The sequence below is a fragment of the Streptomyces sp. CNH189 genome (assembly GCF_000527195.1).
The window spans coordinates 83,293-98,078 of record NZ_AZUS01000026.1; the positions used below are offsets into that span (position 1 = coordinate 83,293).

Sequence of the window (14,786 nt, forward strand, 5' to 3'; positions counted from 1 at the left end):
GGGAACGAAGGGCGGGCCGATCGGTCACTGGGCACGCTAGGCAGGCGGTGGCGGGCGGCCGGACAGCACGCGGCCCCGGGACGCCGTTTCTCACTCGAACGGCGGCACCGGGGCCGGTGTTGATCATTCAAAGGGAAGATCGGTACCTCGGACGGCCTACGTCCGCGATCAGCTCGTCGGCCTACAGCTTGGTCCACGCCTCCGTGAGCGTCGCGCGCAGGATCTGCTCGATCTCGTCGAACGTCTCCTGGTGGGAGATCAGTGGCGGCGCGAGCTGGATGACCGGGTCGCCGCGGTCGTCGGCACGGCAGTACAGGCCGTTCTCGAACAGCTTCTTCGAGAGGAAGCCGTAGAGCACGCGCTCGGTCTCGTCGGCGTCGAAGGACTCCTTGGTCGCCTTGTCCTTGACCAGCTCGATGCCGTAGAAGAAGCCGTTGCCGCGGACGTCGCCGACGATCGGCAGGTCGTGCAGCTTCTCCAGGGTCGAGCGGAACGCGCCCTCGTTGTCCAGCACGTGCTGGTTGAGGCCCTCGCGCTCGAACAGGTCGAGGTTGGCGACGCCGACCGCCGCCGACACCGGGTGGCCGCCGAAGGTGTAGCCGTGCAGGAAGGTGTTGTCGCCCTTGTAGAACGGCTCGGCGAGCCGGTCCGAGACGATGCACGCGCCGATGGGGGAGTAGCCCGAGGTCATGCCCTTGGCACAGGTGATCATGTCCGGCACGTAGCCGAACTTGTCGCAGGCGAAGGTGGTGCCGAGCCGGCCGAAGGCGCAGATGACCTCGTCGGAGACGAGCAGCACGTCGTACTGGTCGCAGATCTCGCGCACCCGCTGAAAGTAGCCGGGCGGGGGCGGGAAGCAGCCGCCCGCGTTCTGCACGGGCTCCAGGAAGACCGCGGCGACCGTGTCCGGGCCCTCGAAGAGGATCTGCTGCTCGATCTGGTCGGCGGCCCAGCGGCCGAACGCCTCGGGGTCGTCGCCGTGGATCGGCGCCCGGTAGATGTTGGTGTTCGGCACCTTGTGCGCGCCCGGGACGAGCGGCTCGAAGGGCGCCTTGAGGGCCGGCAGGCCGGTGATGGACAGCGCGCCCTGCGGGGTGCCGTGGTAGGCGACCGCGCGGGAGATGACCTTGTACTTGGTCGGCTTGCCGACGAGCTTGAAGTACTGCTTGGCGAGCTTCCAGGCGGTCTCCACCGCCTCGCCGCCGCCGGTGGTGAAGAAGACCTTGTTGAGGTCGCCGGGGGCCTCGTGCGCGAGCCGCTCCGCGAGTTCCACGGCCTTGGGGTGGGCGTAGGACCACACCGGGAAGAACGCCAGCTCCTGCGCCTGCTTGGCGGCGGTCTCGGCGAGCTCCTGGCGGCCGTGCCCGGCCTGCACGACGAACAGGCCCGCCAGGCCGTCGAGGTAGCGCCTGCCCTTGTCGTCCCAGATGTGGGTGCCCTCACCGCGGACGATGGTGGGGACGGGCGCGTTCTCGTACGAGGACATGCGGGTGAAGTGCATCCACAGGTGGTCGTACGCGGACTTGCTGAGGTCCTTGGGGGTGTCGGTGCTCACGGTTATCGGGTTCCCCACATGTAGGTCTGCTTCTTGAGCTTGAGGTAGACGAAACTCTCGGTCGAGCGCACGCCGGGCACGGCGCGGATGCGCTTGTTGATGACCTCCAGCAGGTGGTCGTCGTCCTCGCAGACGATCTCGACCATCAGGTCGAACGAGCCGGCGGTCATCACCACGTACTCGCATTCGGCCATCTCGGCCAGCGCGTCGGCGACGGCCTCCACGTCCCCCTCGACGTTGACGCCGACCATCGCCTGCCGGCGGAAGCCCACGGTGAGCGGGTCCGTGACGGCGACGATCTGCATCACGCCCTGGTCGAGCAGCTTCTGCACCCGCTGGCGCACGGCCGCCTCCGACAGGCCCACGGCCTTGCCGATGGCGGCGTACGGCCGGCGGCCGTCCTCCTGGAGCTGCTCGATGATGGCGAGGGAGACGGCGTCCAACTGCGGTCCGCCGCCGTGTCTGGACTCGCGGGAGTCCCTCGGGTCTGCGCTTCGACTGGCCACAGGGTCACTGTGCACGACGTATCGACAGTTTCGCAAGGCTCGATCGATGAAATCCGTTGTTAACGGAGGTGATGTTTGCGGATTTCGCAGATGCGGGGGAGGTGGGGGTGTTGAAAACGTCAGCGGTCCGTCTAGGGTGGGTGTCTCAGAGGTTGGACACCTCTCTTCGTTCGACCCGACACCTCGGGCACCCACAAGGAACACCAGGAGGGCCTGCAGTGAGCACCGAGCTGCGTCGTCTGCGCAACTACATCGGCGGTGAGTTCCGGGACGCCGCCGACGGACGGACCACCGAGGTGGTCAACCCCGCGACCGGCGAGGCGTACGCGACGGCTCCGCTGTCCGGTGCCGCGGACGTCGACGCCGCGATGGCGGCCGCCGCCGAGGCCTTCCCCGGCTGGCGCGACACCACCCCGGCCGAGCGGCAGAAGGCGCTGCTGAAGATCGCGGACGCCTTCGAGGAGCGCGCCGAGGAACTCATCGCCGCCGAGGTGGAGAACACGGGCAAGCCGGTCGGGCTGACCCGCACCGAGGAGATCCCGCCGATGGTGGACCAGATCCGCTTCTTCGCGGGCGCGGCGCGGATGCTGGAGGGCAAGGGCGCCGGCGAGTACATGGAGGGCCTCACCTCCTTCGTGCGGCGCGAGCCGGTCGGCGTCTGCGCCCAGGTGGCGCCCTGGAACTACCCGATGATGATGGCCGTGTGGAAGTTCGCCCCGGCCATCGCCGCGGGCAACACGGTCGTCCTCAAGCCCTCGGACACCACCCCCGCCTCCACGGTCCTGCTCGCCGAGATCCTCGGTTCGATCCTGCCCAAGGGCGTCTTCAACGTCGTCTGTGGCGACCGTGACACCGGCCGCCTGATGGTCGAGCACCCCACCCCGGCGATGGCCTCCATCACCGGTTCGGTGCGTGCGGGCATGTCGGTCGCGGAGTCCGCGTCCAAGGACCTCAAGCGGGTCCACCTGGAGCTGGGCGGCAAGGCTCCGGTCGTGGTCTTCGAGGACGTCGACATCGCGAAGGCCGTGGCGGGCATCTCCGAGGCCGGCTACTTCAACGCCGGCCAGGACTGCACGGCCGCCACGCGCGTGCTGGTGCACGAGTCCGTGCACGACGAGTTCGTCTCCGCGCTCGCCAAGGCCGCCTCCGACATCAAGACGGGCATGCCCGACGACGAGGACGTCCTCTACGGCCCGCTCAACAACCCCAACCAGCTCCAGCAGGTGGAGGGCTTCATCGAGCGGCTGCCCGCGCACGCGCGCGTCGAGGCGGGCGGCAAGCGGGTCGGCGACAAGGGCTACTTCTACGCGCCGACCGTCGTCTCGGGCCTCACGCAGGACGACGAGATCATCCAGAAGGAGGTCTTCGGGCCGGTCATCACCGTGCAGTCCTTCACCGACGAGGACCAGGCCGTCCAGTACGCCAACGGCGTGGAGTACGCGCTGGCCTCCTCGGTGTGGACCAAGGACCACGCCCGGGCGATGCGGATGTCCAAGGCGCTCGACTTCGGCTGCGTGTGGATCAACACCCACATCCCGCTGGTGGCCGAGATGCCGCACGGCGGCTTCAAGCAGTCCGGCTACGGCAAGGACCTCTCGGCGTACGGCTTCGAGGACTACACGCGGGTCAAGCACGTGATGACCTCGCTCGAGGGCTAGCGCGCGACTCGTCGGCCCCGGACGGTGCACCCGCACCGTCCGGGGCCGACGTGTGACCGGCGGCGGAATATTTTTTGAACATGTTCAACTCTCGGCGTACGCTCCTGCCATGAGCGACAGAGCCGCCCTGCTCAAGGGCATTCGCGTGTGGCTGGTCTTCTTCGTCGTCTGCCTGGTGCTCAGCGGCGCCACGGCCTTCCCCCTGGTGCACGAACTGCGCTGGACCGAGGAGACCCTGCGCTCCCTCGGCGCGCCGGAGCACCTCCCCGGCCTGATGGAGTGGATCGAGCGCGTACGGGACGGACTCGACGCCGCCGACGCCGACCACCCCTTCCTCCTCTACGGCACCGACTGGCTGGCCTTCGCCCACCTCGTCATCGCGGTCGCCTTCCTGGGCCCCTACCGCGATCCCGTACGCAACATCTGGGTCGTGGAGTTCGGCATGATCGCCTGCGCCGGCGTCATCCCCCTCGCGCTGATCTGCGGACCGGTCCGCGGCATCCCCTTCTGGTGGAGCGTCGTCGACATGGCGTTCGGGGTCTTCGGGGTGATTCCGCTGTACGTCGTCAGGAACAAGATCAAGCGGCTGGAGGCGCTCACGCAAGGGTCCGCTCCCGGGGTAACGCCCGTACCCGCGCGATAGGTTGGGGCCATGACGGGTGAACTGGTGGGCGGCGCCGTCACATGGGGGCTCCTGGGTGCGTGGGTCGTGCACGATCTCGAGGAACTGGCCACGGTGCCGGGCTGGTTGCGGCGTAACGTGCCCGAGCTGAGGGAGCGGTTCCCGCAGGTGCCGGAGCGGGTGTGGCAGCGGGCCGAGAGCATGGGCGCGGCCGAGTTCACCGCGGCGGTGGGTGTGATGGGGGCCGTCGTCGGGACCGCGGCGGCCGCCGGGCGCCTCACCGGAGGACGTTCCGGCTTCTACCAGTCCGCGCTGACCGGGTTCGGGCTGCACGGAGTGGTCCACATGGCCCAGGCCGCCGCCGTACGCGGCTACACCCCCGGGTCCGTGACCTCGCCGCTGGTCGTCCTGCCGTTCACGCTGTGGGCGCGCGGCCGGCTGAAGCAGGCCGGTGTGCTGCGCCCCACGCGGCCCCGCGACGTGGTGGTCGGCCTCGCGGCCGCGGGTGCGGCGACGGCCGCGTCGCACGTGGTGGCGCGCAGGCTGCTCGGAGCGGCCCGGCGCCGGTCGTCATGACGTGACGCGGTCGCGCAGCGCGCACAGGACGTCGACGCGGTTGGTGGTGATCGAGTCCACCCCTGCGGCCACCAGGCGGCGCATGGAACGGCGGGTGTCCGGGGTCCACACCGACAGCAGGAGACCGTCGCGGTGGACGCGGTCCGCGAGCGCCCGGTCCACCAGGCTGAAGCGGTAGTTCAGCCAGCGCGGGCGGACCGCCTCCAGCACTCCGGCGCGCACCGGCGCGTGGGAGGTGTGGGTGAGCGCGATCTCCGCGTCCGGGTCCACCGCCCGTACGGCGAGCATGGCGGGGGCGCCCGCGCAGTAGTACACGCGGTCCTGGGCGCCCTGCTGCCGGACGACGTCCACGATCCGGTGCACGGCACGCTCGCCCGGGGCGCCGGGCAGGTCGATCATCACCCGGCCGCCGTCGGTCACCTCCAGCGCGTCCGCGAGGGTGGGGACCCCGCCGTCCGTCACCTCGCGCACCTCGTCCCACGTGAGGGACGCGAGGGGGCGGTCGTGGTCCCACAGGCGTTCGAGCGTCGCGTCGTGCAGCAGCACCGGGACGCCGTCCCGGGTGAGCCGTACGTCGAACTCGACCGCGTCCGCGCCCCGCCGGATCGCGGAGCGCAGGGACGGCAGGGTGTTCTCGCGGACGCGGTAGGGGTCGCCGCGGTGGGCCACGGCGGTCACGTTCTGCATGGTGGCCCTTCGCGGGGGGATCAGGAGGCGAGCCAGTCGGTGGTGTAGGTGTCGATTTCGGTGGCGATCCGGGCCTTGCCCGCCGGGTCGAGGAACGAGGCCTCGACCGCGTTCTTGGCGAGGTCCGCCAGGCCCCGCTCGTCCAGGTCCAGCAGCCGGGCGGCGACCGCGTACTCGTTGGCGAGGTCGGTGCCGAACATCGGCGGGTCGTCGGAGTTGACCGTCACCAGCACGCCGGCCCGGGTGAACTCCTTCATCGGGTGCTCGTCCAGGGTGGCGACCGCGCGGGTGGCGATGTTGGACGTCGGGCACACCTCCAGCGGGATGCGCCGCTCGGCGAGGTGCTGGAGCAGCTTCGGGTCCCGCGCGGCGCTGGTGCCGTGGCCGATGCGCTCGGCGCCCAGCTCGTTCAGCGCGTCCCAGATCGTCTCCGGGCCCGTGGTCTCGCCCGCGTGCGGCACCGAGCGCAGGCCGGCGGCGATCGCGCGGTCGAAGTACGGCTTGAACTGCGGGCGCGGCACGCCGATCTCCGGGCCGCCCAGACCGAAGGAGACCAGGCCCTCCGGGCGCAGCCGGTCGTCCGTCGCGAGCCGCGTCGTCTCCTCGGCGGCCTCGAGACCGGCCTCGCCGGGGATGTCGAAACACCAGCGCAGGACGGTGCCGAGTTCGCTCTCGGCCGCCTTGCGGGCGTCCTCGATCGCCTCCATGAAGGCGCGCTCGTCGATCCCGCGGCGGGTGGAGGAGAACGGGGTGATGGTCAGCTCGGCGTACCGCACCTGCTGCCGGGCCAGCTCACGGGCCACCTCGTACGTCAGCAGGCGGACGTCCTCGGGGGTGCGGACCAGGTCGACGACGGACAGGTACACCTCGATGAAGTGCGCGAAGTCCGTGAAGGTGAAGTAGTCGGCCAGGGCCTCCGGGTCGGAGGGAACCTTCGAGTCGGGGTGGCGGGCGGCCAGCTCGGAGACGATGCGGGGGGAGGCGGAGCCGACGTGGTGCACGTGCAGTTCGGCCTTCGGCAGCCCCGCGATGAAGGCGTGCAGGTCGCGGACCTGCTCGGCGGTGGCCGCGGTGTCCAGGTGGTCGGTCAAGGTTCCTCCCCGGGAACGGCGTCCTCGGCCGGGTCGCGGCGGGACGCGGGTGATCGGCTGATCGGTGGTGCGGGGATCATCGTAGGCCGGGCACGCGCGGTCGCGGCGCGGGCCGTAGCATGACGGTTCGTCCGAGGAAGGGGTCGCAGCGCATGTCCGACGACGCACCGGCACCGGGGGCCGGGGACCACACCGGGGACGGGACGCCTCCGGCGGGTTCGTCCGCCCCTGGCCTGTGGCCGGCACCGGCCGACGGCGGGGCGGAGCACGTGGCTCCGCAGGACGGCTCGCTGGTGGACGCGCGGACCACCGAGACGCGGGGTGCGGCGCCGGGGGCCAGGGCCGCCGACGCGTCTGCGCCCTCGCCTGCCACCTCGCCTGCGCCCGCGGCCGATCCGTGGGCGCTGCCGGAGGACCGTCCGTCGACGCCCGGTACGGCCCCCGGCCGTCCGGCGGCCGGGGGTCCGGGGGAGACCGTGGTGGCGGGAGAGACCTCGCCGTGGTCGGCGCCCATGGGAGCCACGGCCCCCACGGGAGGCACGGCCCACGGCCGTCCGGCGCCCGCCGCACCCCCCGTGCACGACCAGCAGACGGTGACGTCCTTCCCGACGGCGGGGAACCCGGCCCCGTCCCCCCAGTACGGCACTCCGTGGGCCGGCCCTTCGGGGGCGCCCACCGCCGTGCCGCACTCCGCGCACCCGCCGGCCGCCAACCCGTTCGCGCCGCCGGCCGCCGGGTCGCCCGTCCCGCCGCCGCCCATGGGCCCCGAGGGTCCGGGGCAGGTGCCCTACGGCTACCCGGGCACGGGGTACGCCGGCGCGCCGAGCGCCCACGGGTACGGCGGCTGGGCCGGCGGGGCACCCCTGCCGAGCAACGGCCTGGGCGTCACCGCGATGGTGCTCGGGATCATCTCGGCGGCCGGCTTCTGCCTGTGGCCGGTGGCCATCGTGCTGGGCGTCCTGGCGGTGATCTTCGGGGCGATCGGCCGGGGCAAGGCCAACCGGGGCGAGGCGACCAACGCCGGCCAGGCCCTGGCGGGCGTGATCTGCGGAGCGGTCGGCAGCGCGTTGGCGCTCGCGTTCGGCGTGATAGTGCTGGTTACCTGAGTCGTCACCGCACGCCGACGTGCCGTCCGCCCCTGACCGTCCCGACGCTGACAGGGTGCCGTCTGTGCCCACCCGTGCCGCCCCAGCGGCAGGACTGCCCGCAGACGGTGGCGTGTATGCCGGCAGCGGCGGGGGCTGTCCGTGGCAGCGGGGCCCTTGCAGCGGCCGTGGCGGAAGCACCCCTCAGGGGCGCGGGGAACTGCGCGACGAGCCACGGACTGCCCGCACCCGACGCTGACAGGATGCCGTCTGCGCCCACCCGTGCCGCCCCAGCGGCAGGACTGCCCGCAGACGGTGGCGAGTCGCCGCCCGCAGACCTGCTGCCCGCAGACGGCTGCGGCGTACGCCGTCCGGCCGGCCCATCCCGCTGTGGGGCTACTCCACGCGCCCCGCTTCCGCCCGCGCCGCCTCTCGCAGCCTCCGCCGCGCCTCCATCAAGGCGAAGCCCAGGAGGTTCGGGCCGCGCCAGCGGGTGGGGTCGTGGGCCGCCTCGTGGTCGGCGGCGAGGCCGATGCCCCAGACCCGGTCGACGGGGCTCGCCTCGACCAGCACGCGCTCGCCCGTGCCCAGCAGGAAAGACCGCAGCCCCTCATCGGCTGCGAACTTGTGCACGCTGCCCTCCACCACGATCCCGAACCGCTCCCGCCGCCAGGTCTCCTCGTCGAAGCCCCGGACGAGACGGCCCGCCTTCTTCGCCTCGGAGGGATGCCCCGCGGCCAGCACCCGGCGCTCCCCCTCCGCGTCCCCGAAGAGCCGCGCCTTGGCCGCCATCATCCAGTGCTCGGCGGTCGCGTACGCCACGCCGTCCACCGTGAACGGCGACGGCCACCACTGGCTCAGACAGCTCGCCCCGATCCGGCCGTCGGGCGGCGGCCGGTGCCCCCAGAAGTGCAGGTACTTCACCCGCTCCCCGGCCCGCACCGCCTCGATCAGCGCCTCCCGGGAAGCCACCGTTCGTACGGTTCCGTCCAAGGTCATCACCCCCGATGTCGTCCTGTGCGCAGAGCAGTCTCGCAGGCACCACGGACACTCCGTCCTGCCTTTTCCGTCGCCACTCGACACCTGGTCGACAGATTCCGTCGCGTAACCAAATGGCAACAACGGAATCACTTGTTGGAGTGCCATAGCTCTGTCAGGATCGGCACTCAAATCGAGCTGGAGCCACGCCGCCCCCCTCGGGGACACGGAGGAGAGCGACATGCACAACCCCGGCAGCACCACGCAGGAACGATTCCCGGCCAGCGAACGGTTCGCGGACGGCGCGCAGTTCATCGCGGGCCGTCTCACCAAGGGCACCTCGGGACGCACCCACTCCGTGGTCGATCCGGCCACCGGCGCGGAGGTGTACACCTACGACCTCGCCGGCACCGACGACGTCGACGCGGCCGTCGCCGCCGCGCGGGAGGCGTTCCCGGCCTGGGCGGGCGCCACACCCGGCGAGCGCTCCGACGCCCTGCACCGGTTCGCCGCCGTGGTCGCCGAACGCGCGGAGGACTTCGCCCGCGCCGAGTCGCTGCAGTGCGGCAAGCCCCTGAAGCTGAGCCGCGAGTTCGACGTACCCGGCACGATCGACAACATCACCTTCTTCGCCGGCGCCGCCCGCCACCTCGCGGGCCGGTCGGCCGGCGAGTACTCGGGCGACCACACCTCCTACGTCCGCCGCGAGCCCATCGGCGTCGTCGGCTCCATCGCCCCCTGGAACTACCCGCTGCAGATGGCCGCGTGGAAGATCCTCCCGGCGATCGCCGCGGGCAACACCATCGTGCTCAAGCCCGCCGAGCTCACCCCGCTGACCTCGCTGCTCTTCGCCCAGGCCGCCACCGACGCCGGCATCCCGGACGGTGTGGTCAACATCGTCACCGGCACCGGCAAGGAGGCCGGCGAGCACCTGGTCGGCCACCCCGACGTGGCGATGACCTCGTTCACCGGATCCACCGCCGTCGGCAAGCGGGTCGCCGAGATCGCCACCGCCACCGTCAAGCGCCTCCACCTCGAGCTCGGCGGCAAGGCGCCCTTCGTGGTCTTCGACGACGCCGACCTCGACGCGGCGGTCAACGGCGCCGTCGCGGGCGCGCTCATCAACACCGGGCAGGACTGCACGGCCGCCACGCGCGCGTACGTGCAGCGCCCCCTGTACGACGCGTTCGTCGAGCGCACCGCCGCGCTGATGGAGACCGTCCGCCTCGGCGACCCCTTCGCCCCCGGCACCGACCTCGGCCCGCTGGTCTCCCACGCCCAGCGCGACCGGGTGGCCGGTTTCGTCGACCGTGCGCGTGCCTACGCGCGCGTGGTGACCGGCGGTGAGTCACCCCTGGGCGATCTGTCCGACGGCGCGTACTATCGCCCCACGCTGATCGCCGGCGCCGCGCAGGACAGCGAGGTCGTGCAGTCGGAGATCTTCGGACCGGTGCTGGTCGTCCTGCCCTTCGACACCGACGACGAGGGCATCGCACTCGCCAACGACACCCCGTACGGGCTCGCCGCCTCCGCCTGGAGCCGGGACGTGTACCGCACGGGCCGGGCCACCCGCGAGATCAAGGCGGGGTGCGTGTGGATCAACGACCACATCCCGATCATCAGCGAGATGCCGCACGGCGGCTACAAGGCGTCCGGCTACGGCAAGGACATGTCCGTGTACTCCTTCGAGGAGTACACCCAGATCAAGCACGTCATGTTCGACAACACCGCGGTGGTCCGCAAGGACTGGCACCGCACCGTCTTCGGGGACCGATAGCAGCCAGGCCGCCCGACCCGCGGCCACTTCCCGAAAGGGCACACACGCGCATGGAGCAGTACGAGCCCGACCGCCTCTCGCCGGCCCAGGAGGCCGCGATACGGCGCAGTTTCCGCAACGGCAGGGCGGCCATGACCCGCCGTTCCCTGCTGCGCGCGTCAGCGGGCGGCGCGCTCGCGGTCGGGGGCATGGGCGCGCTGAGCGCCTGCGGCATCCCCGCGGCCGGTAACACCCAGGGCGGCGTCCCGGCGGAGGACCGCTCGGCGAAGGAGAAGACCGTCAGCTTCTCCAACTGGACCGAGTACATGGACATCGACGACAGCGGGCGCGAACACCCCACGCTGGAGGCGTTCACGAAACGCACCGGCATCAAGGTGAAGTACACCGAGGACATCAACGACAACAGCGAGTTCTTCGGCAAGATCAAGCCGCAGCTCGCCGCGGGCCAGGACACCGGCCGCGACATCATCGTCCTCACCGACTGGCTCGCCGCCCGCCTCATCCGCCTCGGCTGGGTGCAGAAGCTCGACGCGTCCAACCTGCCGCACGCCTTCGCCAACGTCGCCTCGTCGTACCGGACCCCCGACTGGGATCCCGGCCGTGCCTACTCGTATCCCTGGCAGGGCATCGCCACCGTCATCGCCTACAACAAGAAGGCGCTCGACGGCATCGAGGTGAAGACCCTGTCCGACCTGCTGGACAACCCCAAGCTCAAGGGCCGGGTCGGGCTGCTCACCGAGATGCGCGACACCATGGGCATGGCGCTGCTCGACATGGACAAGGACCCGCGGTCCTTCACCGCCGACGACTACGACGCGGCGATCGCCCGGCTGCAGAAGACCGTCGACAAGGGCCAGATCCGCCGCTTCACCGGCAACGACTACACCTCGGACCTCACCAAGGGCGACCTCGCCGCGTGTGTCGCCTGGGCCGGTGACGTCGTCCAGCTGAAGGCCGACAACCCGGACATCGGCTTCGTCATCCCTGACAGCGGCTACATGCTCTCCAGCGACAACATGCTGATCCCCAACAAGGCCCGGCACAAGACGAACGCCGAGCGCCTGATCGACTTCTACTTCGAGCCGCAGCCCGCCGCCCAGCTCGCCGCCTACATCAACTTCGTCTGTCCGGTCGACGGGGTGAAGGAGGAGCTCGCGAAGCTCGACGAGGACGCGGCGAACAACCCGCTGATCCTCCCCGACAAGGCCATGCAGGCCAAGTCCCGTGCCTTCCGCTCGCTGAGCTCCGAGGAAGAGACGGCATTCGAAGGCAAGTTCGCGAAGCTCACTGGGGCGTGACGAGATGAAGACCACCGAAGAGACCACCAAGGCCGGCGGCGGTGACGTCCGGCTCACCGGGATCAGCAAGACGTACGGCTCCTTCACCGCCGTGCACCCGCTCGACCTGACCGTCCCGGAGGGCTCCTTCTTCGCCCTGCTCGGCGCGTCCGGCTGCGGCAAGACCACCACCCTGCGCATGATCGCCGGCCTGGAGGATCCCACCGCGGGCACCGTCCACCTCGGCGACCAGGACGTCACCGCGCTGCCGCCGTACAAGCGGCCGGTGAACACCGTCTTCCAGTCCTACGCCCTCTTCCCGCACCTCGACATCTACGAGAACGTCGCCTTCGGTCTGCGCCGGCGCGGCATCAAGAGCGTGAAGAAGCAGGTCGAGGACATGCTGGAGCTGGTCCAGCTCGGCGAGCAGGCGCGCAAGAAGCCGCACCAGCTCTCCGGCGGCCAGCAGCAGCGTGTCGCGGTCGCCCGCGCGCTGATCAACCACCCCAAGGTCCTGCTGCTCGACGAGCCGCTCGGCGCCCTCGACCTGAAGCTGCGCCGTCAGATGCAGCTGGAGCTCAAGCGCATCCAGACCGAGGTCGGCATCACCTTCGTGCACGTCACGCACGACCAGGAGGAGGCCATGACCATGGCCGACTGCGTCGCCGTGATGAACGCCGGCCGGGTCGAGCAGCTCGGCACGCCCGCCGACCTGTACGAGAACCCGCGCACCACCTTCGTCGCCAACTTCCTCGGCACGTCGAACTTCATCGAGGCCGAGGTCGACACCACCTCCGGCGACGACATCGTGCTGAAGGCGGGCGGCGGCAAGCTGGTGCTGCGCCGGGCCCGCACCGGCGCGCCCGCCACGGCGGGCGGCAAGGTGCTGGCCGGGGTCCGCCCGGAGAAGATCTCCCTCACCCACGCCGACGACGCAGGCGGGATACCCGAGGGACGCAACCGCATCACGGGCCGGATCACCGAGTCCAGCTTCATCGGCGTCTCCACGCAGTTCGTCGTCGACAGCCCGGTCTGCTCCGACTTCGAGGTCTACGTGCAGAACATCGACCGGGACGCCCGGCTGGTGCCCGGCGCCGAGGTCGTCCTGCACTGGAACCCGGACCACACCTTCGGCCTGGACGCCGCACAGTCCCTGCTGGCTGGGACAGTGGGCTCCGCGGGCGTCGAGACGGTCGCGGAAGAGGTCGCCTGATGGCCACGGTCACCGAGGCGCCGCCGACGCCGGCGCCCGTCGCCCCCGAACCGGAACCGCCGCGCCGGCGGGGACGCCGGACGCCGTACCTGCTCCTGCTGCCCGGCCTGCTCTGGCTCCTGGTGTTCTTCGCGCTGCCGGTGATCTACCAGGCCTCCACGTCCGTGCAGACGGGCTCCCTGGAGGAGGGCTACAAGGTCACCTGGCACTTCGCCACCTACTGGGACGCGCTGTCCGAGTACTGGCCGCAGTTCGTCCGCTCGGTGCTCTACGCGGCCTCCGCGACCGTGCTGTGCCTGCTGCTCGGCTACCCGCTGGCGTACCTGATCGCCTTCCGGGCGGGCCGCTGGCGCAACGTGATCATGATCCTGGTGATCGCGCCGTTCTTCACCAGCTTCCTGATCCGCACCCTCGCCTGGAAGACGATCCTCGCCGACGGCGGCCCGGTGGTCGGCGCCCTGGACTCGCTGCACCTCCTGGACGTCACGGCGTTCCTCGGCTGGACGGCCGGCGACCGGGTGCTCGCCACCCCGCTGGCGGTGGTGTGCGGTCTGACCTACAACTTCCTGCCCTTCATGATCCTTCCGCTCTACACCTCCCTGGAGCGGATCGACCCCCGGCTGCACGAGGCGGCGGGTGACCTGTACGCCAAGCCGTCGACCACCTTCCGCAAGGTCACCTTCCCGCTGTCGATGCCGGGCGTGGTCTCCGGCACGCTGCTGACCTTCATCCCGGCGACCGGCGACTACATCAACTCGGACCTGCTCGGCTCCACGGACACCCGGATGGTCGGCAACGTCATCCAGTCGCAGTTCCTGCGGATCCTGGACTATCCGACAGCCGCGGCGCTCTCGTTCATCCTGATGGCCGCGATCCTCGCCGTCGTCACGGTCTACATCCGCAAGTCCGGCACGGAGGATCTGGTTTAAATGGCCTTCGTCAATTGGTTCAAGCGCAACGTCGTCGTCATCGCGGGCCTGCTGACGCTGGCCTACCTCCTGCTGCCGAACGTCGTCGTCACGGTGTTCTCCTTCAACAAGCCGAAGGGGCGCTTCAACTACGAGTGGCAGGAGTTCTCCACCGACGCGTGGCGGGACCCGTGCGGGGTGTCCGGGCTGTGCGGCTCGCTCGGCCTCAGCCTGCAGATCGCCTTGTGGGCCACGCTCGGCGCCACCCTCCTCGGCACGCTGATCGCCTTCGCGCTGGTCCGCTACCGCTTCCGTGCCCGCGGTGCCGTGAACTCGCTGATCTTCCTGCCGATGGCGATGCCCGAGGTGGTGATGGCGGCCTCGCTGCTCACCCTGTTCCTCAACATGGGTGCCGAGCTGGGCTTCTGGACGATCCTGATCGCCCACATCATGTTCTGCCTCAGCTTCGTCGTGGTCGCCGTGAAGGCGCGCGTGATGTCGATGGACCCGCGTCTGGAGCAGGCCGCGCAGGACCTGTACGCCGGCCCGGTGCAGACGTTCCTGCGGGTCACCCTGCCGATCGCCGCCCCGGGCATCGCGGCGGGCGCGCTGCTCGCCTTCGCCCTGTCCTTCGACGACTTCATCATCACCAACTTCAACGCCGGTTCGACCGTCACCTTCCCGATGTTCGTCTGGGGCTCCGCCCAGCGCGGCACGCCCGTCCAGATCAACGTCATCGGCACGGCCATGTTCGTCGTCGCCGTGGCTCTGGTCCTGGTCTCCATGGCCGTCGGCAACCGCCGCGAGCGCCAGAAGGCATGACAGCGAATCCATAGTCCGCAGTAGGGAGTTG

The 14,786-nt window shown here is 70.7% G+C and carries 14 protein-coding genes; 9 read left to right on the plus strand and 5 right to left on the minus strand.

Going from position 1 to position 14,786, the window contains the following annotated elements; all coding sequences use genetic code 11:
- Positions 1-181 precede the first annotated feature (181 nt).
- Entirely contained in the window at positions 182-1,555 is a 1,374-nt protein-coding gene (locus B100_RS0129515; RefSeq protein WP_024887984.1) for an aspartate aminotransferase family protein, read from the minus strand.
- Between the two features lie 2 nt (positions 1,556-1,557).
- Positions 1,558-2,076 carry an Lrp/AsnC family transcriptional regulator gene (locus B100_RS0129520; protein WP_037723746.1) on the minus strand — a complete coding sequence of 173 codons (519 nt, stop codon included), beginning with the start codon at positions 2,074-2,076 and terminating at the stop codon, positions 1,558-1,560.
- Between the two features lie 203 nt (positions 2,077-2,279).
- Here B100_RS0129520 and B100_RS0129525 point away from each other — a divergent pair, with 203 nt between their 5' ends.
- The 3 genes from B100_RS0129525 to B100_RS0129535 all read left to right on the plus strand — a co-directional run bounded on the left by B100_RS0129525 (position 2,280) and on the right by B100_RS0129535 (position 4,917).
- Complete coding sequence (locus tag B100_RS0129525; RefSeq protein WP_024887986.1) at positions 2,280-3,719, plus strand: gamma-aminobutyraldehyde dehydrogenase; 1,440 nt, start codon at positions 2,280-2,282, stop codon at positions 3,717-3,719.
- Positions 3,720-3,828: 109 nt separating this feature from the next.
- Positions 3,829-4,362: a membrane protein gene (locus tag B100_RS0129530; RefSeq protein WP_024887987.1), complete on the plus strand. Its 534-nt coding sequence runs from the start codon at positions 3,829-3,831 to the stop codon at positions 4,360-4,362.
- 9 nt (positions 4,363-4,371) lie between these two features.
- Positions 4,372-4,917 (plus strand): HXXEE domain-containing protein, encoded by a 546-nt coding sequence (locus tag B100_RS0129535; protein WP_024887988.1) that lies wholly within the window; start codon positions 4,372-4,374, stop codon positions 4,915-4,917.
- On the opposite strand, the gene B100_RS0129540 is transcribed toward B100_RS0129535, so the two are convergent.
- The gene (locus tag B100_RS0129540) at positions 4,912-5,604 is read right to left on the minus strand and encodes a glycerophosphodiester phosphodiesterase (protein WP_024887989.1); all 693 of its coding nucleotides are present in this window, start codon (positions 5,602-5,604) and stop codon (positions 4,912-4,914) included. The two genes, B100_RS0129535 and B100_RS0129540, sit on opposite strands and share 6 nt — an antisense overlap.
- A 20-nt stretch (positions 5,605-5,624) precedes the next feature.
- Complete coding sequence (locus B100_RS0129545; protein ID WP_106967121.1) at positions 5,625-6,749, minus strand: adenosine deaminase; 1,125 nt, start codon at positions 6,747-6,749, stop codon at positions 5,625-5,627.
- Between the two features lie 98 nt (positions 6,750-6,847).
- On the opposite strand from B100_RS0129545, the gene B100_RS37795 reads away from it, so the two are divergent.
- Complete coding sequence (locus B100_RS37795; RefSeq protein WP_024887991.1) at positions 6,848-7,801, plus strand: hypothetical protein; 954 nt, start codon at positions 6,848-6,850, stop codon at positions 7,799-7,801.
- 375 nt (positions 7,802-8,176) lie between these two features.
- On the opposite strand, the gene ybiA is transcribed toward B100_RS37795, so the two are convergent.
- Positions 8,177-8,779, minus strand: coding sequence for a riboflavin biosynthesis intermediates N-glycosidase (gene ybiA / locus B100_RS0129555; RefSeq protein ID WP_037723749.1), 603 nt, complete (start codon positions 8,777-8,779; stop codon positions 8,177-8,179).
- A 220-nt stretch (positions 8,780-8,999) separates the two neighbouring features.
- Here ybiA and B100_RS0129560 point away from each other — a divergent pair, with 220 nt between their 5' ends.
- The 5 genes from B100_RS0129560 to B100_RS0129580 are packed head-to-tail and all read left to right on the plus strand — an operon-like array spanning position 9,000 to position 14,755.
- Positions 9,000-10,535, plus strand: coding sequence for a gamma-aminobutyraldehyde dehydrogenase (locus B100_RS0129560; RefSeq protein WP_024887993.1), 1,536 nt, complete (start codon positions 9,000-9,002; stop codon positions 10,533-10,535).
- A gap of 50 nt (positions 10,536-10,585) precedes the next feature.
- Positions 10,586-11,833, plus strand: a complete 1,248-nt coding sequence (locus B100_RS0129565) for a polyamine ABC transporter substrate-binding protein (protein WP_024887994.1) — start codon at positions 10,586-10,588, stop codon at positions 11,831-11,833.
- Between the two features lie 4 nt (positions 11,834-11,837).
- Positions 11,838-13,025 carry an ABC transporter ATP-binding protein gene (locus tag B100_RS0129570; RefSeq protein ID WP_024887995.1) on the plus strand — a complete coding sequence of 396 codons (1,188 nt, stop codon included), beginning with the start codon at positions 11,838-11,840 and terminating at the stop codon, positions 13,023-13,025.
- Positions 13,025-13,954, plus strand: coding sequence for an ABC transporter permease (locus B100_RS0129575; RefSeq protein WP_024887996.1), 930 nt, complete (start codon positions 13,025-13,027; stop codon positions 13,952-13,954). The genes B100_RS0129570 and B100_RS0129575 overlap by 1 nt, the downstream gene beginning before the upstream one ends.
- Positions 13,955-14,755, plus strand: coding sequence for an ABC transporter permease (locus tag B100_RS0129580; RefSeq protein WP_024887997.1), 801 nt, complete (start codon positions 13,955-13,957; stop codon positions 14,753-14,755).
- Positions 14,756-14,786: the final 31 nt, after the last annotated feature.

Excerpts from the sequence above, each read along its gene's own strand:
- B100_RS0129530 (WP_024887987.1), top strand. The coding sequence starts at position 3,829 with ATGAGCGACAGAGCCGCCCTGCTCAAGGGCATTCGCGTGTGGCTGGTC.
- B100_RS0129535 (WP_024887988.1), top strand. The coding sequence starts at position 4,372 with ATGACGGGTGAACTGGTGGGCGGCGCCGTCACATGGGGGCTCCTGGGT.
- B100_RS0129540 (WP_024887989.1), bottom strand. The coding sequence starts at position 5,604 with ATGCAGAACGTGACCGCCGTGGCCCACCGCGGCGACCCCTACCGCGTC.
- B100_RS37795 (WP_024887991.1), top strand. The coding sequence starts at position 6,848 with ATGTCCGACGACGCACCGGCACCGGGGGCCGGGGACCACACCGGGGAC.
- ybiA (WP_037723749.1), bottom strand. The coding sequence starts at position 8,779 with ATGACCTTGGACGGAACCGTACGAACGGTGGCTTCCCGGGAGGCGCTG.
- B100_RS0129560 (WP_024887993.1), top strand. The coding sequence starts at position 9,000 with ATGCACAACCCCGGCAGCACCACGCAGGAACGATTCCCGGCCAGCGAA.
- B100_RS0129565 (WP_024887994.1), top strand. The coding sequence starts at position 10,586 with ATGGAGCAGTACGAGCCCGACCGCCTCTCGCCGGCCCAGGAGGCCGCG.
- B100_RS0129570 (WP_024887995.1), top strand. The coding sequence starts at position 11,838 with ATGAAGACCACCGAAGAGACCACCAAGGCCGGCGGCGGTGACGTCCGG.
- B100_RS0129575 (WP_024887996.1), top strand. The coding sequence starts at position 13,025 with ATGGCCACGGTCACCGAGGCGCCGCCGACGCCGGCGCCCGTCGCCCCC.
- B100_RS0129580 (WP_024887997.1), top strand. The coding sequence starts at position 13,955 with ATGGCCTTCGTCAATTGGTTCAAGCGCAACGTCGTCGTCATCGCGGGC.